This is a genomic window from Streptomyces sp. BE20 (assembly GCF_036322525.1).
In the GTDB taxonomy this organism is placed as follows: domain Bacteria; phylum Actinomycetota; class Actinomycetes; order Streptomycetales; family Streptomycetaceae; genus Kitasatospora.
The window spans coordinates 212,525-232,778 of sequence record NZ_JAQYWW010000904.1 but is presented as its reverse complement, the minus strand read 5'-3'; the positions used below and the strand labels follow the sequence as shown (position 1 = coordinate 232,778).

Sequence of the window (20,254 nt, the reverse complement as noted above, 5' to 3'; positions counted from 1 at the left end):
CCGATGGCCTCCGAGTTCCTCTGGTACATCATCCCGCGCGAGGGCCACTACCCGTGGGAGCCGGCCGGCCGGCGCCCGGTCGACCTCCGCTACCTCCAGCAACTCGCCGGCAGTGTGGAGCGGTTGGGCTACACCGGCGCGCTGCTGGCGACCGACCTCTACGACGTCTGGGACCTCGGCAACGCGCTGGCCGCCGCGACCACACCGGCGTTCAAGCCCCTGCTGGCGGTTCACCCCGGGCTGGTGTCGCCGACCCTACTGGCCAAGATGGCGCTCAGCTTCGACCACCTGCACGGCGGGCGGCTGCGCTTCAACGTGGTCAACGGGTCCACCGCCCAGCTGCGCGAGTACGGCCTGCACGTCGAGCACGACGACCGCTACCGGCTCAGCGCGGAGTACTGGTCGATCGTCAAGCGGCTCACCGCCGGCGAGGTCTTCGACCACAAGGGCGAGTTCTACGACCTGAAGAACGCCGGTGCGAGCCTGCGCGAGCTGGCCCCCGTCCAGCCGGGCGGCATCCCGCTCTGGTTCGGCGGCAGTTCGGCGCCCGGCATCGAGATGGCCGCGGAACACGTGGACGTCTACCTGACCTGGGGCGAACCGCCGCACCTCCTCAAGGAGAAGCTCGACCTGGTCCGCGAGCGCGCCGCCGCACACGGGCGGACGCTGCGGATCGGGCTGCGGCTGCACCTGATCGTCCGTGACACGGAGGACGAGGCCTGGGCCGCCGCGGACCGGCTGCTCGACGTCACCGGCGAGGCCACCTACGCCCGCCAGCTCGGCGACGCGCGGGGCGAGGACGGGGTCGGCTGGCAGCGGCAGTTCCGCCAGCACGGCGGCAAGGTCCCGGCGCGGGCGCGGGAGTTGGAGGTCTACCCCAACCTCTGGCCGGGGATGAGCCTGTTCCGTCCCGGCCCGGGGACGGCGGTCGTCGGATCGACGGCCCAGGTGGTCGAACGGCTCCAGGAGTTCGAGTCGCTCGGGGTGGACACCTTCATCCTCTCCGGCAATCCACTGCTGGAGGAGGCCCACCGGGTCGCCGAGACGGTGCTACCGGCCCTGGGTGTCAACCGGCGGTAGCACGCCCGGTCCGAGGGGGAACGGAACCGGTGAGGTCAGCGCCAACTGGCGGGCGAAACGGACGACGGCCCTGAGCAGGTAGGTCCGCACGGTGGCTCCCGAGTGTCTCGACGGTCGCGTACGGACGGTCCAACGACAGCGGCACCCGGTCGGTCACGCACCAGTGACCGGCCGGGTGCCGCTGTCGGGCGCCACGGCGGGCGCGTCGCCCGCGGCCGCTCGACCGCAGCCGCTCGACTCCTCGGTCGTTCAGCCGCTCAGCGAGTCGATCTCCGCCAGCTCCTCGGCCGTCAGAGGACCGCCGGCCAGCGCGTCGATGTTCTGGTCCAGCTGCGCCACGCTGCTGGCCCCGATGATCACCGAGACCACCCGCGGGTCCTTCAGCACCCATGACAGCGCCAGCTGCGCCAGCGTCTGGCCGCGCCGCTCCGCGACCTTGTTCAGCGCCCGCAACTGCTCCAGCTTCCGCCCGGTGAGCGCCTCCTCCTTCAGGAAGTGCCCGACCGACATCCGCGAACCGGACGGCACCTCGCCCGACAGGTAGCGGTCCGTCAGGAGGCCCTGGGCGAGCGGGGAGTAGGCGATCAGACTGGTCTGGGTGTCGCCGACCGCGTTCAGTACCCCGTCCTCCACCGACCGGTTGAGGATCGAGTACGGGCACTGGTTCAGGAGCACCGGCGTGCCCAGGTCGCGCAGGATCGCCACCGCCTCCCGGTGCTGCTCCGCCGGGTAGTTGGAGATGCTCGCGTACAGGGCCTTGCCCGCCCGGACGGCCGAGGCCAGCGCGCCCATCGTCTCTTCCAGCGGGGTGTCCGGGTCGTAGCGGTGCGAGTAGAAGACGTCCACGTAGTCCAGGCCCATCCGCCCCAGCGACTGGTCGAGGCTGGCCAGCAGGTACTTGCGGCTGCCGCCCTCGCCGTACGGGCCGGGCCACATGTCGTAGCCCGCCTTGGAGGCGATGAAGAGCTCGTCCCGGTACGGGCGGAAGTCCTGTGCGAACAGGTGGCCGAAGTTGCGCTCGGCACTGCCGTACGGCGGGCCGTAGTTGTTCGCCAGGTCGAAGTGGGTGATGCCCCGGTCGAAGGCGCGGCGCAGCACCGCCCGCTGGACGTCCAGTGGCTGGGCGTCACCGAAGTTGTGCCACAGGCCCAGGGAGACGGCCGGCAGCAGCACGCCGCTGCGGCCGGCCCGGCGGTAGGTCATCGAGGCATAGCGGTCATCCGCGGCGAGGTAGCTCATGCCGGACATCCTGCCAGGCCGGGGGCGTTCGGCCGAGGGACTTGCCGAGCCCGTGGCGCCGCTCGCCCGGCGACCCTTGCCTCGCTCCTGACCGGTGCCTATGCTCGCGGTGGATCGTGTGTGTGCGAGACGAAGGGGGAGCCGGATGTCCGTTCGTACCACCCTCCTTCGCTGTTGTCGTTCCCGCAGCACCTCGCGCTGAGCCGGCCGGAGCTCCGGCTTCCGGCGTGATCCCCTTCCCGGTGCTGCCCCGGCGTGAGCGACCGTCCGTGGTGCGCTGCGCCGGGCTGCCGCGCCGGCCGTCCGGCCCCGTCGAGCCGCACCCCGGCCGCCGTCCGACCCCGCCCCCCGTCCCGGCCGCGGGCCTGGTCCCGGCTCCGGCCCCGGTGAACCCACCGGTGCCGACGCCGCCGGTGACCCGGGCTCCGCGGACCTCCTGGGCGTCGCCGGATCCCCGGCCCTCCGGACCACGGACCTCGGAGGGCCGGAGCCCGGACCTCGGAGTCCGGAGTCCGGCGGCCCTCCCGGGCGGTCCCGACGGGCACCCCATCGAACGTCAACAAGGAGACCGTCGTGCGGTTCACCGTCTCGTCCCTCGTGTCCAACGGGCCCGACCCCGTCACCGGCGTGCAGCGCACCCCGTCCGAGAAGCTGCACAACGTCATCGACCAGGCCGTCACCGCCGAGCGGCTCGGCTTCGACGGCTACGGGGTGGGGGAGCGGCACGGTGAGCCGTTCCTCTCCCCGGCGCCGCCCGTCCTGCTGAGCGCCATCGCCGCCCGCACCTTGACCATCAGGCTGTTCACCACCGTCACGGTGCTCTCCGTCCTCGACCCGGTGCGGGTCGCGGAGGACTACGCGCTGGTCGACCAGCTCTCCGGGGGGCGGCTCGAACTGATCATCGGCAAGGGCAACGACCCGCGCCACTTCGACCTGTTCGGCCTGCCGGAGGACCGCCAGTGGGACGCGCTGGCCGAGAACTACGGCCTGCTGCGCAGGCTCTGGCGGGAGGAGAAGGTCAGCTGGGAGGGCACCACCCGGCCGGCGCTGAAGGAGGTCACGACCTGGCCGCGCCCGTACCAGACCCCGATCCCGGTCTGGCACGGCAGCGCCACCAGCACGCTGTCCACCGAGCTCGCGGCCCGCTACGGCGACCCGCTGTTCTCCGCGAACGCGTTCCACCCGCTGCCGAAGTACAAGGCGCTGGTCGACCACTACCGCGAGCGCTGGGAGCACTACGGCCGCGCCCCCGAGGACGCCCGGGTGGGGACGGGGTTCGGCGGGCTGTTCATCGCCGAGCGGTCGCAGGACGCGGTGGAGGGGTTCCGCCCGTACTGGGACGCCCTGTTCGACTCGGCGGCGGGCCGGCACAACAAGTCGCCGTTCGAGTCGCTGGAGGACGCGCTGGAGCGCGGTTCGGCGCTGGTCGGCAGCCCGCAGCAGGTGATCGAGAAGATCCACCGCTACCACGAGGCCTTCGGCAACGAGGTGGTCGGGATCGGGGTGGACGCGCTCACCGAGGACGTCCAGCACGAGCAGCTGGAGCTGTTCGCGAGCGAGGTCGCCCCCGTGATCCGGCGCGAGCTGCCGTCCGTCCGGCCGCAGGCGTGACGCTCCGTGACGCCCGGCGGCGTGCGGAGTGATGCGCGCCACCGTCCTGCGGTGAATGCCGCCCGGCCCCGCCGGGGACGACGATCTCGCAGGGCCGTGGACCGCCGGGGGGCGGCCCACGGCCCGTGGACGTCTCCGGGCCTTCGGGACTCCCGAGGGTTCTGTACCTACTGGTATGTACATTGCGCCCGCCGGTGGGTACCGTGATCGTCATGGCAACCCAGGACCGTCTCGTCGAGAGCACCCAGGAGCTCCTCTGGGAGCGCGGCTACGTCGGCACCAGCCCGAAGGCCATCCAGCAGCGCGCCGGCGTCGGCCAGGGCAGCATGTACCACCACTTCGACGGCAAACCCGACCTCGCGGCCGCCGCCCTGCGCCGCAGCGCCGAGCAGATGCGCGCCGTCGCCGAGGCCGACCTGGCGGCTCCCGGCACCGCGTGCGACCGGATCGCCGCCTACCTGAACCGTGAGCGCGACGTCCTGCGCGGCTGCCGGATCGGCCGGATGGCCCAGGACCCGGAGGTGGTCGCCGACCCGCGGCTGCGCGCCCCCGTCGAGGAGACCTTCACCTGGCTGCGCGGCCGGATCGCGGAGGTCGTCGCCGAGGGGCAGGCGACCGGCGAGCTCCGCTCCGCCGCCGACCCGGCCGACCTCGCCGCCGCCGTGGTCGCCGTCGTCCAGGGCGGCTACGTCCTCGCCCGCGCCGCCGAGAGCGCCGAACCGTTCGAGCAGGCCGTGCGCGGTGTCACCGCCCTGCTCGCCGCGCACCGGGCCGGCTGAACGGGGCCGCAGGACCGCCGTCCCGCCCGCGTCGCACCCGCCCGCGTCGCACCCGCCCGCGTTCCGCCGACCCCCGGGGAGTTCGCCCGTGCACGCCATGCAGTACGAGATCACCCTCCCCGCCGACTACGACATGGCGGTCGTCCACCGGCGGATCGCCACCAGGGGGCACCTCCTCGACGGCCACCCCGGTCTCGGCCTCAAGGCCTACCTGGTCCGCGAGCGCGGCCTCGACGGGTCGCCCGTCAACCAGTACGCGCCGTTCTACCTCTGGCGCACGGCCGAAGGCATGAACGGCTTCCTCTGGGGCCCGGGATTCCGGGGGCTGAGCGCCGACTTCGGTCGGCCCGCCGTCCGGCACTGGCTGGGCGCGGGCCTGCGCCGCGGCGGCGCGCCGGGCACCCCGGTCGCCGCCACCCGCCGCCTCGACCGGCTCCCCGAGGACGCCGACCCCGCCGAGGCCGTCGAACGGGCGCTCGCCGAACTGCCCGACCACCCCGACCTGCACACGGCGGCCGTCGCCGTGGACCCGGGGCGGTGGGAACTGCTGCACATCGCCCTCTGGCTCCGCGCCGCCCCCGAGGACGCACCCGGCACCCGCTACCGCGTGCACCACCTGTCCAGCCCCGAACTCGACCGGCTGCCCGCCGGCCGCCACTGGTGAAAGGACCGCCCTTCCCGATGGACCTCGCCGATCCCGTCCTCACCGATCCCACCGCCGCCGGCCCCGTCCCGGCCGCCGGCCCCGTCCCGGCCGCCGGCCCCGTCCCGGCCGCCGGCCTCGTTCCCGCCCCGTTCGACCGCGCCGCCGGCTACGCCCTGCTGGACCGGCTGGCCGACCCGCGGACCCGGACCGGCACCCTCGGCCCGCTCGACGCACTCGCGCCCGGCTTCCCCGACTGGATCGTGACCACCCTGTTCGGCGGCACCTACCAGCGCCCGGGGCTCGCCCTGCGGGACCGCCAGGTCGCCAACCTGGCCGCCCTCACCGCCCTCGGCGGAGTGGAACCGCAGCTGGCCGACCACGTCCGCAACAGCCTGCGGATCGGTCTGACCAGGGAGGAGATCACCGAGGTCCTGGTCCACCTCGCGCCCTACGTCGGTGTCCCCAAGGCCCTGGCCGGGCTGCGCGTCGCGGCCACGACCTTCGCCGAGGCGGACGATGAGGCGGACGAGGAAACGGGGGCGGACGACGCCGCCGCCGCGGGGGCCGGGGCGCCGTGAGCACCACGCGCCCTTCGGTCCGCACCGTCCTCGGCGACCTCGACCCCGTCGACCTCGGTGTCTGCGACGCGCACGACCACCTCTTCCTGCGTAGCCCGCTGCTTCCCGGCGAGGAGCTCGACGACCCCACCGCCGCCGAAGCGGTCCTGCGCGACTTCACCGCGGCCGGCGGGCGGGCGCTGGTCCAGTGGACCCCGTTCGGCATGGGGCGGCGGGCCGAGGAGCTCGCCGCCCTCTCCCGGGCGACCGGCGTCCACCTGGTCGCCGCGACCGGCCTCCACCAGGCCGTCCACTACGACCCGGCGGAACTGGAACGGCGCTACGACGGGCTCGCGGGCCTGTTCGTCGCCGAGCTCACCGTCGGACTGCGGGGTGCCCCCGAGGGGGTCCGGGCCGGGTTGATCAAGGTGGCGGGGGAGTACCACGGGCTCGGCCCGCACACCCGCCGGGTCATGGCGGCAGCCGCCGAGGCGCACCACGCCACCGGCGCGCCGATCGCCGTCCACCACGAACTCGGCACCGCCGCACCCGAGGTCCTCGATCTGCTCTGCGGTCGCCACGGCGTCCGGCCGCAGCGGGTGATCCTCGGCCACCTCAACCGTCACCCCGACCTGCGGCTGCACCGGGAGCTCGCCGCGTCCGGCGCGTACCTCGCCCTGGACGGTCCCTCCCGGGCCCACCACGCGACCGACCACCACCTCTTCGACACCGTCGCCGCGGTGGTGGAGGCGGGCCACGGCGACCGGCTGCTCCTCGGTGGTGACACCACCACCCGCTCGGCCCGCCACGCCCCTGGTCCCGCGCACCTGCTCACGGCCCTGGCGCCGCGGCTCTCCCGGGCGTTCGGCCCCGATCTTCCGCACCGGCTTCTCACCGCCAACCCGGCGCGGGCCTTCGCCGCCGAGTGGCTCGGGCCGGGCCGGCCGGCCTGAGCGACCGGAGCGGCCTGCGCGACCGGAGGGCCCGCCCGGCCGACGCGGGCGGTCGGTGCGGGCGGGCCCCAGGGCGGCGCCACGTCTCACATGTGGGTGCCGCCGTCGATCCGGATCTCGGTCCCGGTGACGAACGCGCCGTCCTCCGAGGCGAGCATGGCGATCACGCCCGCGACCGTCTCCGGTCCGGCGAAGCCCTGGCCGAGGGCGGGGGAGAGCTTGGCCAGCAGGCCGAGGTCGGCGTCCGCGGGCAGCCCCGGGTCGTGGGTCATGCCGCTGTCGATGCTGCCGGGTGCGACGCAGACCGCACGCAGGCCCTGCTTGGCGTATTCGGCGGCGATCGCGTGCGTGAAGGACTGGATGCCGCCCTTGGTCGCCGCGTAGGCGGCCATGTAGGGGTGGGCGAAGGTCGCGGAGGTGGAGCTGAAGTTCACCACCACGCCCCGGCCGCCCGCGAGCAGGGCGGGCAGGGCCTCGCGGGTCATCAGGAAGGTGCCGGTCAGGTTGACCGCGACCAGCTTGTTCCAGAACTCCAGGCTGGTCTCGTGGGTGTGCGAGGAGCGCAGGATGCCGGCGGCGTTCACCAGGACGTCGAGCCCGCCGAGTCCTGCCACCGCCTCGGCGACGCCCGTCCGGACGGCGGCCTCGTCCGACACGTCCAGGACCACGGTGGTGAGGCGGTCGGCGGTGCCGTCGGCGGTCGCCCGCTCCAGGGTGGCCCCGAGGCCGGTCCCGTTGACGTCGGCGGCGACGACCCGCCCGCCCTCGGCCAGGATCCGGTGCACGGTGGCCTGTCCGATGCCCGAGCCGCCGCCGGTGACCAGGACGTTCCGTCCGTTGAAGCGCTCCATGGTGGTACTCCGTTCCGTTCGTGGTCTCGCGACCTCACTGGCACCGTACGCCCATGTGGCACGTCGTGCCAAAAAGGCGTGACGCGTCACCTGTGCTCCTCGCGTCACATCGACCGGCCACGCCCCGCCGTCTCCCCGTGCCAGGGCGACGCAACGTGTCACCGGGCCCGCCGTCCGCGTAGCCTGACCCCGTGACCGGACGCCCCACCCTCAACCAGCGCCGCCGCGAGAGCACCCGGCTGGAGATCGCCCGCGCCGCCGCGGCGCTCTTCGCCGCCCGCGGGGCCGAGGCGACCACCGCGGAGGAGATCGCCCAGGCCTCGGGCATCTCGCTGCGCACCTTCTACCGCTACTTCTCGGAGAAGGAGGACGCCGTCGCCCCGCTGCTCGCGGCGGGCGGTGAGCGCTGGGTGCGGCTCTTCGTCGAGGGTTCGGCCGGCCTGCCGGTGCGCGAGGCCCTGGAACGTTCGGCGGCCGAGTCGCTGACGCCGCCCGACGACGACGCCGTCGAGGCCATGCAGTGGACCCGCGACCTGCTCCGCGACCCCCGCCTCGCCTCGGTGTGGCAGCGGGTGCACGCCGACTCCGAGCAGCGGTTGCACCTGGCGATCGCCGCCCGCTGTCCGCAGGGCACCGACGTGCTGGAGATCCGGCTCGCCGCCGCGGCGGCCACCACCGCCATCCGGGTCGCCCTGGAGCAGTGGGCCGTCTCCGGGGCCGCGGCCACCGGCCCCGGATCGCCCCGGGAGCTCGGGGCCCGCTGCATGCGCGAGCTCACTGCGGGCCTCGGTCTCTGGGCCCGCGTCAGCTGACGCGGGCCCAGGCGGAGCAACCGGCCCGGACCTCCCGGCGCCGTCCGAGCGTGGTCCCGGCGCCGTGCGGGAGGCCCTCGCCCCACCGCGCCCTCGCCCTTCCCGTGGTCCGGAGCGGGCTTCGCCGTGCCCTCCCGCGCGGGGCCGGCCCGTACGCGCGGCGGGCGTCTCCTCCCGGAGGTCGAGGCGATGACCGCTGGTCGGCGGGTCCGGGGCACCGCTTCGGACCGCTAGGGTGGGTGGTCGCGCCCCGGCGACGGCCCCCGTTGTGGACGGGGAACCGGGGCGGCCCTCCCGGGTGTCCTTCCCCCGGGGGCGGGGGAGTACGAGGCGTGGGAGCAAACAAGACATGGGCCTGACGAGCCACAAGGTGCTGGCACTGACCGTCCTGATCGCCGTCGCGGCGATGGCCGGGACGGTCTGGCTGTGGCCGAGACTGTCGAAGCGGACCTGGCAGGCGGTGCTCGGCCGGATCGGCGCACTGTGTGCGACGCAGCTCACCGTGCTCGCCGCGCTCGGCCTGGTCGCCAACAACTACTTCGCCTTCTACAGCAGTTGGGACGACCTGCTGGGCACCGGCGACACTGGTCCGGTGGTCATCCACAACAAGGCGGACGCCTCCGGCCGGCTGCGCGTCGAGACCATCGGGCACGCCGAGGTCAAGGGCGGCGGGGCACTGGGCCGTGACCCCGAGCAGTCCGGCGAGATCCGTGAGATCCGCATCGACGGTGCCACCACCCGGCTCTCCACCGAGGGCTACGTCTACCTGCCGCCGCAGTACTTCCAGCCGGAGTACGAGCAGAAGCAGTTCCCGGCACTGGTCGTCAGCACCGGCTTCCCCGGCATCGCCAAGAACCTCGTGACCCGGCTGAACTACCCGGGCGCGGCGCTCAAGCTGCTCCAGGAGGGCCGGATGCAGCCGACCGTCCTGGTGCTGGTGCGTCCCTCGCCGGCCCTGCCGCAGGACACCGAGTGCGAGGACGTCCCGGGCGGCCCGCAGTCCGAGACGTACTTCACCAAGGACGTGCCCTCGGCGATCCAGGCGACCTACCGGGTCTCCGGCGATCCGCGGGCGTGGGCGTTCATGGGGAACTCGACGGGCGGCTACTGCGCGCTCAAGCTCGCCATGCGCCACCCGGAGGTCTACCCGACCGCCGTCTCGCTCTCCGGCTACTACCGGGCCGCCGAGGACCCGACCACCGGTGACCTCTTCAAGGGCAGCGAGCAGCGCCGCAACGAGGCCGACCTGATGTGGCGCCTCAAGAACCTGCCGCAGCCCGAGGTGGCCGTGCTGCTGGCCGGCACCAAGGAGGGCGACGGCGACTACCGTCGCGAGACCGAGGCGTTCGTGGCCGCGACGCGCAGCCCGATGAAGGTCTCCTACAGCATGCTGGAGACGGGCGGCCACAACTTCGAGACCTGGAGCAGGCTGCTCCCGTCCTCGCTGGAGTGGATCTCGCAGCACCTGGTGGTTCCCGGCCGGACGGTCTGACCACCGGGCCCGATCGGCAGGCGGCCAGGACGGCCAGGACGGCCGGCACGTCCCCGGTGGCCCGGGGGCCGACAGACGGCCGTCAGGCCACGGACTGCAGCGTGCCGGTGTGCAGCTCGCCGACCCGGCCGCCCTCGCCCTCGTACGTCCAGAACGCGCGGACCGTCATCCGGCCCAGGTCCATGACGTGACTGACGGTGATGCCGCTCTGTTCGGTCCAGCTGACGAAGTACAGCTGCGGACCGACCTCGGCGACGTGCAGGGCGACGTCCTCCCACTGGCCGGCCGACTCACCGAGGCCCTCCCAGCGCAGCCGCTTGCCGTCGGCCGAGTAGGCGTTGCGGAAGGCTGCGCCGTTGTCGACCTGGAACAGGAAGGTGCGGCCGGCGAAGCCGGGCAGGGGGGCGGTCATGGTGGGGCTGGTCCTCGTCTCTCATGCGGTTCCCGGTGCGGTCCGGACGGTTCCGGCGCGGTTGGATCCCCAACCTATCCGACCGCCCCGTCTTTCGCGGCGTACTCGGGCACGGGGCCGGGGCCGACGGGCCGGGCCCCGCACCGGACGTCCTCCTGCCGCGCCCTCCTGTCGGTCGCCTCCGGCTCCACCCCGCCACCGGCCGGGGAACCGGCCCTCCCGGGCGGTCCTTCCGGGCGGCCCTCCTCGACCGGGCCGCGGTGCTCCTCGGGAGCGCGGCGCCGGTGCCGCCCCGGACCGGAGGGTCCCGGCCGGGGCCTGATCCGTAGCTTCCCCCCAACTGATCAACTCCGCAGGCGCGTTGATCATCCGCGGACGCCGGGTCTGTGACCTGCGCGACAACCGTCCGTGCGAGGTTGTCCGGTCCCCGGCGGCCTGCCTAGCCTGCAGGGGCGTCCGCTGTCGCGGACTCCCACCGTCGGGACGCCGAGTCCTGTCCACCCGCCGGTCGGCACCCGAGCACCGCAGCGGACGGGAGCGGGGGACCCAAGGTCAGTGCCCGGTCCGTGCGCCTCCGCGCCCGGACTGTGGCTAGGGGTGAAGCCGCTCCCCAGGCGGCCGGGCAACCTCAGCCCGAACCCGACAGCTCACCTCGCAGGCGTCGTAGAGGACCCAGCCATGCCCCCTGCCCCCCACCGGCCTGCCCGGCGCCACGCGCCACGCCACGCCCGCCCCACTCACCGGCGCCGCACCGCCGCCCTCGCCGCCACCGGAGTGCTCGCCGTCACCGGCGCCGGCCTGCTCGGCGTCCCGGCCCTCACCGGAGCCCAGGCCGCCACCGCGCCCACCGTCACCCAGGACGCCCTCACCCCGGCGACCATGGTCGCCGGCAAGGCCTCGACCGCCTCGCTGGCCGTCCACTCCTCGGCCTGCTTCACCGCCAAGACCGTCGGCGTCGGCATCCGCGACGCGGCCGGCCGCAACCTCGACTTCCCCGGCAACGTCAGCAACGCGCAGATCTGCCCGAGCGGCCTGTCGATCACCACCGGTGCGCGCACCCTGGCGGCCGGTACCTACACCCAGTTCGGTTTCTGGCAGGACCTCGGTGGTGCCTGGCACAACCTGCCCTCCCGGCAGCTGGTGGTCTCCGCCACCGCCACGCCGAGCCCGACCCCCACCCCGTCGCCGACGACGCCCCCCACCACGCCCCCCACCACGAGCCCGACGACGCCCCCCGCCACCGGTGCCCCTGTCGCGGGCAAGAAGCTCACCTGGTCGGACGAGTTCAGCGGCCCGATCGCCTACGGCTCCCGCTGGACCGGCGACCGCAGCAGCGCCTACCGCTACGGCAACCACAACCCCGACGACAACAAGCTCGACTGGCTGAACAAGAACAACGTCACCGTCGGCGGCGGCGCCGCCACGTTCACCGCCAGGCCGGGCGCCAACAAGCTGGAGAACGGCAAGCAGTCCTGGGACACCGGGCTGCTCACCACCGAGTACTCCGGCGAGGGCTTCCAGGTGAAGACCGGCGACTACGCCGAGACCCGGGTCAAGCTCCCGGCCGGCACCGGCGCCTGGCCGGCGCTGTGGACCTGGAAGAACGGCAACGGGGAGATCGACACCTTCGAGTACCACCCCGACAACCCGAACCTGCTGGAGCTGACCAACCACGTCAAGCCGGGTCACCTGTACTACACGGACGCCAAGGCGATAGCCAAGGACGGCTGGGTGACCATCGGCACCCACTACGGCGCCACCTCCGTCGACTGGTACGTCAACGGGGTCAAGGTCTTCTCGGACGGCAAGGGCGTCGGCACCACCTGGTCCGCGTACCTGATCCTCAACCTGTCCCTGAGCGCGGGGCAGTACCACCCCGCGCCCCAGGGCACCGCGCCGATCACCTTCGCCGCGGACTACGTCCGGGTCTACCGCTAGGACCGGCCCCGAGACCGTCCGCTCCCGGAGGAGCGGGCGGTCTCAGGCGGTCTGCACGACCTCGATCGCGAACGGCTGCCGGTTGTTGGCCTCGTTGTGGTCGTCGTCGCCGCGCACCGCCACGTAGCCGCCCTCCAGGTTGCCGAGGGGGACGGTCGTGGCGAGCCTGACCGGGATCAGGGCGGTCGCGCTGCGGTACACCCCCAGCCCGGCCGGGAAGGTGCAGCGCACCCGGTGGCCGTTCTGGAACTCGTAGCAGTTCTCCGGGAAGAACGGCCCCTCGGCCGTCACCCCCTCCGGCAGGGTGACGACGACGGTGAACGCGGAGGCCGTCCGCTCCGGGCCGGTGTTGCTGATGAAGGCGTGCACCGTGGTGGTGCCGCCGGGCGCGGCGGCGTCCGGGTCCAGCCGGACCACCGCCAGGTCCGAGTCGGAGACGGCAGGCGCCGCGGGTGCCGTCGCCGCGTTCTCCTTGCCCGGGTCGGTGCCCGCCGTCGCGTCGGCGTCGGGACACGCCCACGCCGGTCCGGCGGCCAGCGCCACCAGCGCGGACCCCACCGTCAGCGACCTTCCGAGGAAACCCCGTACGGACCCTCTGCGCGACATCGCCGCTCACCCTGCCTCTGCGTTCGTGCGCCCCGCGCCGTCGCGGGCACGTCCCGATCCACAGTGACCGACCCGTCCGCCGCGGCCGGGCCAACCCGCCCTCGGGTCGCCCGGGCGGGCGAACACGGGCAGGGGAGGGCGGCGGCTCCGACGTCCCGTACGGTCGGCCGCCGACACTGCCTCCGACAGCGCCTTGGCCGGGCCTCCGGCGGGGCGGTGTCAGGGGGCCAGGACCTGTCCCAGCCTGGCTGCGATCTCGTGCATCACCGGCACCAGCGAGGCGGATCCGGCCTGCTCCTCCAGCGCCCGGATCCTGGCCTCCGGTCCGGAGACCGAGAGCGCCGTCGGCGTGGGCGCGCCGGGGACGGCGAGCGCGATGCAGCGCACCCCGATCTCCTGCTCCTGGTCGTCCACCACGTAACCGCGCTCGCGCGCCTCGGCGAGCTGGCGGATCAGCTCCTGCGGGTCGGTCACGGTGTGCGGGGTGTGGGCGGCCAGCGGGTTGGGGCCCAGGACGGCGCGCGCCTCCTCCTCGGGCAGCTGTGCCAGCAGCGCCTTGCCGACCCCGGTGCAGTGCGGCTGCACCCGGCGGCCGACCTCGGTGAACATCCGCATCGAGCGCCGCGACTGCACCTGCCCGACGTACACCACCTCGCCGCCCTCCAGCACGGCCAGGTTGGCCGTCTCGCCGGTGGCCTCCATCAGCTCGGCCAGGTAGGGACGGGCCCAGCTGCCGAGCAGCCGTCCGGCGGTCTCGCCGAGCCGGATGAGCCGCGGGCCGAGGGTGTAGCGGCGTGCCGTGTCCTGGCGGACATAGCCCTGCTGTACGAGGGTACGAACCAGGCGGTGGATGGTGGGCATGGGCAGACCGGAGGAGGCGGAGAGTTCGCTGAGCGTCGCCACGCCGCCGGAGTCGGCCAGTGCCTCCAGCAGGTGGAAGGCGCGCTCGACGGACTGCACGCCGCCGGTGGCGCGCTCCGGGGCCGGGGCCCGGTCGGAGGCTCTGTCGGACGTGCTGTCGGAGGTCGGGGCCACCGGCGTTTCCTTCGCTGTCGGGGGAGGGGTACGGTCTCGGCGATCTCCTCAACAAACCGTTGAAATTCTGTATCGCGGAAACTAGTCTCCACCTTACAGAATCAAGTCCTCCGCTTGCCGGGGTTCGGATCACCTGTCGATCAACCGTCTCAAGGATCAACTGTCTTAGGAGTGTCCTGCTCATGGCTACAGATCAGGGACCCGGCGCCTCTCCCGCCGCTCCGGTCGTCACTGTCGCCGGTCCGCGCGTCCACCGGGCCGAGGAGGTGCTCACTCCGGAGGCGGTCGCCTTCGTCGTCGGCCTGCACCGCGCGTTCGAGGACCGCCGTCGCGAGCTGCTCGCCCGCCGCCGCACGCGCCGTGCCGAGATCGCCCGCACCGGCACCCTGGACTTCCTCCCGGAGACGGCCGCCGTCCGCGCCGGCGACTGGAAGGTCGCCGAGGCGCCCCGGGCGCTCCAGGACCGGCGGGTGGAGATCACCGGCCCCACCGACCGCAAGATGGTGATCAACGCGCTCAACTCGGGCGCCCGGGTCTGGCTCGCCGACTTCGAGGACGCCACCTCCCCGACCTGGGAGAACGTCGTCGGCGGTCAGCTCAACCTGATCGACGCCTTCGAGGGCCGGATCGACTTCACCTCCCCGGCCGGCAGGGCCTACACGCTCAGGCCCGCCGCCGAGCTGGCCACCGTCGTGGTCCGCCCGCGCGGCTGGCACCTGGACGAGACCCACCTCCTGGTCGACGGCGCACCGGTGGCCGGCGCCTTCCTCGACTTCGGCCTCTACTTCTTCCACAACGCCGCCCGGCTGCTCGCCCGTGGCGGCGGGGACCCGAACTCCGGTCCGTACTTCTACCTCCCGAAGACCGAGAGCCACCTGGAGGCGCGGCTCTGGAACGACGTCTTCACCCACGCGCAGGCCGAACTCGGCATCCCGCACGGCACCGTCCGGGCCACCGTCCTGATCGAGACCGTCACCGCCGCGTTCGAGATGGACGAGATCCTCTACGAGCTGCGCGAGCACGCCGCCGGGCTCAACGCGGGCCGCTGGGACTACCTGTTCTCCATCGTCAAGAACTTCCGTGACGCCGGCGAGCACTTCATCCTGCCGGACCGCAACAGCGTCACCATGGCCTCGCCGTTCATGGCCGCCTACACCCGGCTGCTCGTCCGGACCTGCCACCGGCGCGGTGCCCACGCGATCGGCGGCATGGCCGCGTTCATCCCCAGCCGCAGGGACCCCGCGGTCAACGAGGCCGCCCTGGTGAAGGTCACCGCCGACAAGGAGCGCGAGGCGGGCAACGGCTTCGACGGCTCCTGGGTCGCCCACCCGGACCTCGTCCCGGTCGCCCGCTCCTGCTTCGACGCCGTCCTCGGCGACCGCCCGCACCAGAAGGAGAACCCCGGGCCGGCCGAACCGGTCACCGCCGCCGACCTGCTGGACGTCGCGGGCGCCGGCGGCAGCTGCACCCGTGCGGGTCTGCACAACGCGGTCCAGGTCGGGGTCCGCTACATCGAGGCCTGGCTGCGCGGCGTGGGCGCGGTCGCCATCTTCCACATGATGGAGGACGCCGCCACCGCCGAGATCTCCCGCTCGCAGATCTGGCAGTGGATCCACAACGACGTCGTCCTCGCCGACACCGGGGAGAAGGCAACCGCCGACCTCGTGCGCCTCCTGGTGGCCGAGGAACTGGCCGGGCTCCGAGCCGAACTCGGCGCCGAGGTCTACGCCGCCGGACGCTGGCGCGAGGCCGCCCAGCTCTTCGAACAGGTCGCCCTGGCCGAGGAGTTCGAGGAGTTCCTGACCCTCCCCGCGCTTCCCCTGCTGGGCTGAAACCCCAGGCTACCCGGCGCAACGTCTGCCGCCCTCTGCCGTGTTGGAGCAGAGGGCGGCTCCTTTTCGGCCGTCCCGTACGGTGCGGTGGACGCGGTCGCCGGCCCGTCGGCATTCGTCCGCCCCCGCCCGGCCCCGGCCCGGTGCGGGCACGCCGCCGCCCCGGACCCTCGCCGTGGGTCCGGGGCGGCGGTCCGCCGGGAGCCCCCGAGGGGGCGACCGGCGGAGTCCGGGTGACGCACCGTCCCTGGGCGGCCCGGAGTTCGGAGGTGTGGTGTGGTGTGGTGTGCTCGTGCGGAGCGGACGGAGTACGGGGCGGACGGTGCGCCCCGGCGGCGGGGTCAGACGGGCCGGGCGGCGAGCTCCCGGGCGGCGCGGGCGCAGGCCCGGGCGATGCGGTCCTCGTTCACCGTCGTCAACTGCCCCTTCTCGACGACCGCGTTGCCGTTGACGAAGAGCACGGACAGCGGCGGCAGGGCGCCGAGGGTGAGGGCGGCGACAGGGTCGGCGATCGAGGAGTGCATGAGGCCGTCGAGCTTCCAGAGGGCGAGGTCGGCGAGCTTCCCGGCCTCGACCGAGCCGATCTCGTTCTGGCGGCCGAGGACCCGGGCGCCGCCCCTGGTGCCCAGCCGCAGCGCCTGGCGGGCGGTGAGCGCGCGGGGGGAGCCGTGCAGGCGGTTGATCAGCAGTGCGTTGCGCAGTTCGGTGCCCAGCTCGCCGGACTCGTTGGAGGCCGTGCCGTCGACGCCGAGGCCGACCGGTACGCCGGCCCTCAGCATGTCGGGGACGCGGGCGATGCCGGCGGCCAACCGGGCGTTGGAGGACGGGCAGTGGGCGACGCCGGTGCCGGTCTCGGCGAACTTGGCGATGTCGGAGTCGTTCATGTGGACGCAGTGCGCCATCCAGACGTCCTCGCCGAGCCAGCCGACCGACTCGAAGTAGTCGGTCGGGCCCATCCCGAACAGCTGCTTGCAGAACGCCTCCTCCTCGGCGGTCTCGGAGCCGTGGGTGTGCAGGCGGACACCCTTGCGGCGGGCCAGGACTGCGGACTCGCGCAGCAGTTCGGTGGAGACCGAGAACGGGGAGCAGGGCGCGAGGGCGATCTGCAGCATGGAGTCGGAGGAGGCGTCGTGGTACCGGTCGACGGCCTCCTCGGAGGCGGTCAGGATGGTGTCGAGCTCCTCGACGGCATGGTCCGGGGGCAGCCCGCCGTCCTTCTTGCTGCGGTCCATCGAGCCGCGCAGCGCGGTGAACCGCAGGCCCAGCTCGCGGACGGCCTCGATCTCGGCGCCGAGGATGTCGCCGCCGTCCTTCGGGAAGACGTAGTGGTGGTCGGCGGCGGTGGTGCAGCCGGACTTGAGCAGCGCGGCGGCGGAGCCCTGGGCGGCGGCGTGGACGAGCCGGTCGTCGACCCGGGCCCAGGTGGGGTAGAGGGCGACGAGCCAGTCGAAGAGGATGTCGTCCTGGGCCAGGCCGCGGGTGATCCACTGGTAGAAGTGGTGATGGGTGTTGACCAGGCCGGGGGTGACGAGGTGGCCCTCGGCGTTGATCCGGCGCACCACGTTGTCCAGCCACTGCGGGGCGGGGCCCTCGCCGACCGACTCGATGCGGTTGCCGAGGATGACCACGTGGCCGCGGGTGTACTCGGTGTCGCGGGCGTCGACGGTGGCGATCGCGGCGTTCTCGATGACGATCCGCTGATCGGCGGGCGGGGGCTGGACTGCCATGGTGTGACTCCAAGGGGGAGGGCCGGGCGGGCACGGGGCGCATGCCCGCCCGGTGGGTCAGGACGGTGTCGCCGTCGGCGCCGGCGCGTCGGGTGCGGCGTCGGGGGTGGACCGGCGGGCGGCGCCGAGGTGGTGGAAGAGCAGGTTGAGCAGGACGGCCGCCACGCAGCCGGCCGATATCCCGGAGTGCAGCAGGGTGCGGACGGCCTCCGGGAACGCGTCGTAGAAGGTCGGTGCGGCGATCGGGACGATGCCGACGCCGAGCGAGACCGAGACCAGGACCGTGTTGGCGCCGGAGTCCAGGCCGGCCTCCGCGAGGGTGCGGATGCCGCTGGCGGCGACCGTGCCGAACAGCACGATCCCGGCGCCGCCCAGGACGGGCTGCGGGACGACCGAGACGACCGAGCCGAGCACCGGGAAGAGCCCGAGCAGGATCAGGATGCCGCCGCCGGTCGCGACCACGAAGCGGCTGCGGATCCGGGTCAGGGCCACCAGCCCGATGTTCTGGGCGAAGGCGCTGGCGGCGAAACCGTTGAAGACCGGGCTGAGCGCGGTGGCCAGCCCGTCGGCCCGCAGGCCGGCGGCGAGCACCTTCTCGTCGGCCTCGCGGTCGACGATCCGGCCGAGCGCGAGCATGTCGGCGGTGGACTCGGTCATCGAGACCACCATGACGATGCAGAGCGAGGCGATCGCGGCCGCGTCGAACGCCGGTGCGCCGAAGTGGAAGGGGGAGGGCAGCGCGAAGATCCGTGCGTCCTGGACCGCGCCGAAGTCGGCGAGGCCCAGCGGGAACGCGAGCAGGGTGCCGGCCGCCAGCCCGAGGAGCAGGGAGAGCTGCTGCCAGAAGCCGCGCAGCAGCCGGTTGCCGAGGACCACCGAGGCAAGGGTGAGCGCGGCGAGTCCGACGGCCCGCACGGAACCGTATCCGGGGGCGTCCGGCGAACCGCCGCGCGCCCAGTTGACGGCCACCGGGAGCAGGGACACCCCGATGAGGGTGATCACGGTGCCCTGGACGACCGGTGGGAAGAACCTGATCAGCTTGCAGAAGTACGGCGCCGCGAGGAGGCACAGGACCCCCGCGACGATCACCGCGCCGAAGATCACCGGGAGGGCGTCCTCGGGTCCGTGCTCCTTGGCGATGGCGATCATGGGGGCGACGCCGGCGAACGACACGCCGTTCACGAACGGCAGCCGTGCGCCGATCCGCCGGACGCCGAGGGTCTGGAGCAGGGTGGCCAGCCCGGCGGTGAACAGGCTGGCCGATATGAGCAGGGCGAGTTCGGCGGGGGAGAGGCCCACGCCGGCGCCGACGATGAGCGGGGGAGCGACGACTCCCGCGTACATCGCGGCGACGTGCTGGAGTCCGGTGGTGACGAGCCTGACGGGTGGCAGCAGCTGGTCCACGGGGTGGACCTCCGCCGTCCTCGCCGAACTGCCCGGGGCGCCCGGACTGCCCGGGGCTCCGGGCCCGGAGGCCCCGGAGGCCGCGTCCGGACCGGGGGATCTTTCAGGGGTGGAACCGCCGTCGGTGGTGCCGGTGGTGCTGGGTGCCATGTCGAGCCCCTCTTGTGCCCGTGGCTCCCGGCGCGCCCGTGGCGCTGGAGAGCGGTCGATCACGTGGTGGCCGAGGTCGGGACGGCGGTGCAAGGGTCCCTCGGCCGGTCTCTCCGGCTCCCCGGGCCGGCCGCCGCGAGGGGGGCACGGTCTCCGGTGGGTGGGGGTGGAGAAAACGGGTGGAGCGGGTGGCGGAGGTCAGGCGACCGGGATCACCGGGACGACGCCCTCACGGTGCACGGTGCCCTCGATGAGGCCGTACATCCGGTCGGCGGCGTAGTAGACCTCGTTCTCGTTCTTCAGGCCGAAGGGTTCCAGGTCGACCAGGAAGTGGTGCTTGTTGGGCAGTTCGAGGCGTACCTCGTCCACCTCGGCGCGGTTGTTGAGGACGCGGGTGCCCATCGCGTGCAGGGTCTGCTGCAGCGAGTAGGAGTAGGTCTCGGCGAACGCCTCCAGCAGGTGGCGCCGCACGTGGGTGTAGGAGCGGTTCCAGTTGGGCTGGGCCTCGTCGTCCCGGCCGGTGTAGCCGTACTTCCACCGGGCGGTGACCTGGGTGGCCAGGATGCGGTCGTAGGCCTCCCGGAGCGTGGTGTACCGGTCCTTGATGTAGCCCCAGAACTCCGAGTTGGTGGAGTTCAGCACGACCAGGTCCTTCAGGCCGGAGACGACCTGGACCGACCCGCCGTCGTAGACGATCTCGGTCGTGCGGGTCTCCTGGCCGGAGCGGACGAAGGAGTGGCCGACCTCCTCGGAGCCGATGAAGCGCGCGCTGCTGTCCGGGGTGCGGATCCGGTCCCAGGCGTACTCCTCGATCCGGATCCGGGCACTGTGCACCGGTTCGGTGCTGTCGACGAAGTGGCGGGCCAGGGTGATGCCGAAGGCCTCGGCCGACTCGATCCCGTACTCCTTGGCGAAGGCGTACACGGTGTTCTTGGCGGTGTCGGTGGGGAGGCAGTGGGCGTTCGACCCGGTCAGGTGGACGTCCTCGAAGTCGCCCGAGAGGGCGACCGAGACGTTCAGGTCCTTGATCTCGTGGCGGGTGGAGTCGCGGTAGACCCGGACGATGCGGTTCTCCGCCTTGCCGTACTGGTTCTGGCCGAGCACGTGGGCCATGGCGTGGCTCCCATATC

General features: G+C 73.3%; 18 protein-coding genes and 1 riboswitch. Of the genes, 10 read left to right on the top strand and 8 right to left on the bottom strand.

Annotation, left to right across the window (positions count from 1 at the left end; translation table 11 throughout):
- The first annotated feature begins 3 nt into the window (after positions 1 to 3).
- Complete coding sequence (locus PUR61_RS20460; RefSeq protein ID WP_329880524.1) at positions 4 to 1,080, top strand: LLM class flavin-dependent oxidoreductase; 1,077 nt, start codon at positions 4 to 6, stop codon at positions 1,078 to 1,080.
- A gap of 249 nt (positions 1,081 to 1,329) precedes the next feature.
- On the opposite strand, the gene PUR61_RS20455 is transcribed toward PUR61_RS20460, so the two are convergent.
- Positions 1,330 to 2,319 carry an aldo/keto reductase gene (locus PUR61_RS20455; RefSeq protein ID WP_329880523.1) on the bottom strand — a complete coding sequence of 330 codons (990 nt, stop codon included), beginning with the start codon at positions 2,317 to 2,319 and terminating at the stop codon, positions 1,330 to 1,332.
- A 573-nt stretch (positions 2,320 to 2,892) separates the two neighbouring features.
- Between PUR61_RS20455 and PUR61_RS20450 the strand changes: the two genes are divergently transcribed.
- The 5 genes from PUR61_RS20450 to PUR61_RS20430 all read left to right on the top strand — a co-directional run bounded on the left by PUR61_RS20450 (position 2,893) and on the right by PUR61_RS20430 (position 6,865).
- Positions 2,893 to 3,930, top strand: a complete 1,038-nt coding sequence (locus tag PUR61_RS20450) for an LLM class flavin-dependent oxidoreductase (protein ID WP_329880521.1) — start codon at positions 2,893 to 2,895, stop codon at positions 3,928 to 3,930.
- A 212-nt stretch (positions 3,931 to 4,142) separates the two neighbouring features.
- Entirely contained in the window at positions 4,143 to 4,709 is a 567-nt protein-coding gene (locus tag PUR61_RS20445) for a TetR/AcrR family transcriptional regulator (protein ID WP_329880520.1), read from the top strand.
- Positions 4,710 to 4,797: 88 nt separating this feature from the next.
- Positions 4,798 to 5,373: a DUF4865 family protein gene (locus tag PUR61_RS20440; RefSeq protein ID WP_329880519.1), complete on the top strand. Its 576-nt coding sequence runs from the start codon at positions 4,798 to 4,800 to the stop codon at positions 5,371 to 5,373.
- Between the two features lie 17 nt (positions 5,374 to 5,390).
- Positions 5,391 to 5,933, top strand: coding sequence for a carboxymuconolactone decarboxylase family protein (locus PUR61_RS20435; RefSeq protein ID WP_329880518.1), 543 nt, complete (start codon positions 5,391 to 5,393; stop codon positions 5,931 to 5,933).
- Positions 5,930 to 6,865, top strand: coding sequence for a phosphotriesterase family protein (locus PUR61_RS20430; RefSeq protein WP_329880517.1), 936 nt, complete (start codon positions 5,930 to 5,932; stop codon positions 6,863 to 6,865). Before PUR61_RS20435 ends, PUR61_RS20430 begins: the two co-directional genes overlap by 4 nt.
- 86 nt (positions 6,866 to 6,951) lie before the next feature.
- Here PUR61_RS20430 and PUR61_RS20425 read toward each other — a convergent pair whose 3' ends face one another.
- Positions 6,952 to 7,716: an SDR family NAD(P)-dependent oxidoreductase gene (locus PUR61_RS20425; protein ID WP_329880516.1), complete on the bottom strand. Its 765-nt coding sequence runs from the start codon at positions 7,714 to 7,716 to the stop codon at positions 6,952 to 6,954.
- 191 nt (positions 7,717 to 7,907) lie between these two features.
- Between PUR61_RS20425 and PUR61_RS20420 the strand changes: the two genes are divergently transcribed.
- Positions 7,908 to 8,528 (top strand): TetR family transcriptional regulator, encoded by a 621-nt coding sequence (locus tag PUR61_RS20420; protein ID WP_329880515.1) that lies wholly within the window; start codon positions 7,908 to 7,910, stop codon positions 8,526 to 8,528.
- 349 nt (positions 8,529 to 8,877) lie between these two features.
- Positions 8,878 to 10,020 carry an alpha/beta hydrolase gene (locus PUR61_RS20415; RefSeq protein ID WP_329880513.1) on the top strand — a complete coding sequence of 381 codons (1,143 nt, stop codon included), beginning with the start codon at positions 8,878 to 8,880 and terminating at the stop codon, positions 10,018 to 10,020.
- An 82-nt stretch (positions 10,021 to 10,102) separates the two neighbouring features.
- On the opposite strand, the gene PUR61_RS20410 is transcribed toward PUR61_RS20415, so the two are convergent.
- Positions 10,103 to 10,432: a MoaF-related domain-containing protein gene (locus PUR61_RS20410; RefSeq protein ID WP_329880511.1), complete on the bottom strand. Its 330-nt coding sequence runs from the start codon at positions 10,430 to 10,432 to the stop codon at positions 10,103 to 10,105.
- Positions 10,433 to 10,952: 520 nt separating this feature from the next.
- Positions 10,953 to 11,101: riboswitch (cyclic di-AMP (ydaO/yuaA leader) on the top strand.
- A 9-nt stretch (positions 11,102 to 11,110) separates the two neighbouring features.
- Here PUR61_RS20410 and PUR61_RS20405 point away from each other — a divergent pair.
- Complete coding sequence (locus PUR61_RS20405) at positions 11,111 to 12,370, top strand: hypothetical protein (protein WP_329880509.1); 1,260 nt, start codon at positions 11,111 to 11,113, stop codon at positions 12,368 to 12,370.
- 42 nt (positions 12,371 to 12,412) lie between these two features.
- Here the strand turns inward: PUR61_RS20405 and PUR61_RS20400 are convergent, their stop codons facing one another.
- Positions 12,413 to 12,928, bottom strand: a complete 516-nt coding sequence (locus PUR61_RS20400; RefSeq protein ID WP_329880507.1) for a hypothetical protein — start codon at positions 12,926 to 12,928, stop codon at positions 12,413 to 12,415.
- Positions 12,929 to 13,195: 267 nt separating this feature from the next.
- A complete protein-coding gene (locus tag PUR61_RS20395) occupies positions 13,196 to 14,011 on the bottom strand; it encodes an IclR family transcriptional regulator (protein WP_329880506.1) in 816 nt (271 codons plus the stop codon).
- A gap of 182 nt (positions 14,012 to 14,193) precedes the next feature.
- Here PUR61_RS20395 and aceB point away from each other — a divergent pair, with 182 nt between their 5' ends.
- Positions 14,194 to 15,843, top strand: coding sequence for a malate synthase A (aceB, locus tag PUR61_RS20390; protein ID WP_329880505.1), 1,650 nt, complete (start codon positions 14,194 to 14,196; stop codon positions 15,841 to 15,843).
- A gap of 341 nt (positions 15,844 to 16,184) precedes the next feature.
- Here the strand turns inward: aceB and PUR61_RS20385 are convergent, their stop codons facing one another.
- The 3 genes from PUR61_RS20385 to pucL form a co-directional block, all read right to left on the bottom strand.
- Positions 16,185 to 17,570 carry an 8-oxoguanine deaminase gene (locus PUR61_RS20385; protein WP_329880504.1) on the bottom strand — a complete coding sequence of 462 codons (1,386 nt, stop codon included), beginning with the start codon at positions 17,568 to 17,570 and terminating at the stop codon, positions 16,185 to 16,187.
- A 57-nt stretch (positions 17,571 to 17,627) separates the two neighbouring features.
- Positions 17,628 to 19,124, bottom strand: coding sequence for a nucleobase:cation symporter-2 family protein (locus tag PUR61_RS20380; protein WP_329880503.1), 1,497 nt, complete (start codon positions 19,122 to 19,124; stop codon positions 17,628 to 17,630).
- A 198-nt stretch (positions 19,125 to 19,322) separates the two neighbouring features.
- On the bottom strand, positions 19,323 to 20,237 hold the full coding sequence (gene pucL, locus PUR61_RS20375) for a factor-independent urate hydroxylase (RefSeq protein WP_329880502.1): 915 nt from the start codon (positions 20,235 to 20,237) through the stop codon (positions 19,323 to 19,325).
- Positions 20,238 to 20,254: the final 17 nt, after the last annotated feature.

Coding starts and splice junctions, on each gene's coding strand:
- PUR61_RS20380 (WP_329880503.1), bottom strand. CDS start 19,124: ATGGCACCCAGCACCACCGGCACCACCGACGGCGGTTCCACCCCTGAA.
- PUR61_RS20460 (WP_329880524.1), top strand. CDS start 4: ATGGCCTCCGAGTTCCTCTGGTACATCATCCCGCGCGAGGGCCACTAC.
- PUR61_RS20410 (WP_329880511.1), bottom strand. CDS start 10,432: ATGACCGCCCCCCTGCCCGGCTTCGCCGGCCGCACCTTCCTGTTCCAG.
- PUR61_RS20385 (WP_329880504.1), bottom strand. CDS start 17,570: ATGGCAGTCCAGCCCCCGCCCGCCGATCAGCGGATCGTCATCGAGAAC.
- PUR61_RS20425 (WP_329880516.1), bottom strand. CDS start 7,716: ATGGAGCGCTTCAACGGACGGAACGTCCTGGTCACCGGCGGCGGCTCG.
- pucL (WP_329880502.1), bottom strand. CDS start 20,237: ATGGCCCACGTGCTCGGCCAGAACCAGTACGGCAAGGCGGAGAACCGC.
- PUR61_RS20435 (WP_329880518.1), top strand. CDS start 5,391: ATGGACCTCGCCGATCCCGTCCTCACCGATCCCACCGCCGCCGGCCCC.
- aceB (WP_329880505.1), top strand. CDS start 14,194: ATGGCTACAGATCAGGGACCCGGCGCCTCTCCCGCCGCTCCGGTCGTC.
- PUR61_RS20405 (WP_329880509.1), top strand. CDS start 11,111: ATGCCCCCTGCCCCCCACCGGCCTGCCCGGCGCCACGCGCCACGCCAC.
- PUR61_RS20445 (WP_329880520.1), top strand. CDS start 4,143: ATGGCAACCCAGGACCGTCTCGTCGAGAGCACCCAGGAGCTCCTCTGG.
- PUR61_RS20455 (WP_329880523.1), bottom strand. CDS start 2,319: ATGAGCTACCTCGCCGCGGATGACCGCTATGCCTCGATGACCTACCGC.
- PUR61_RS20415 (WP_329880513.1), top strand. CDS start 8,878: ATGGGCCTGACGAGCCACAAGGTGCTGGCACTGACCGTCCTGATCGCC.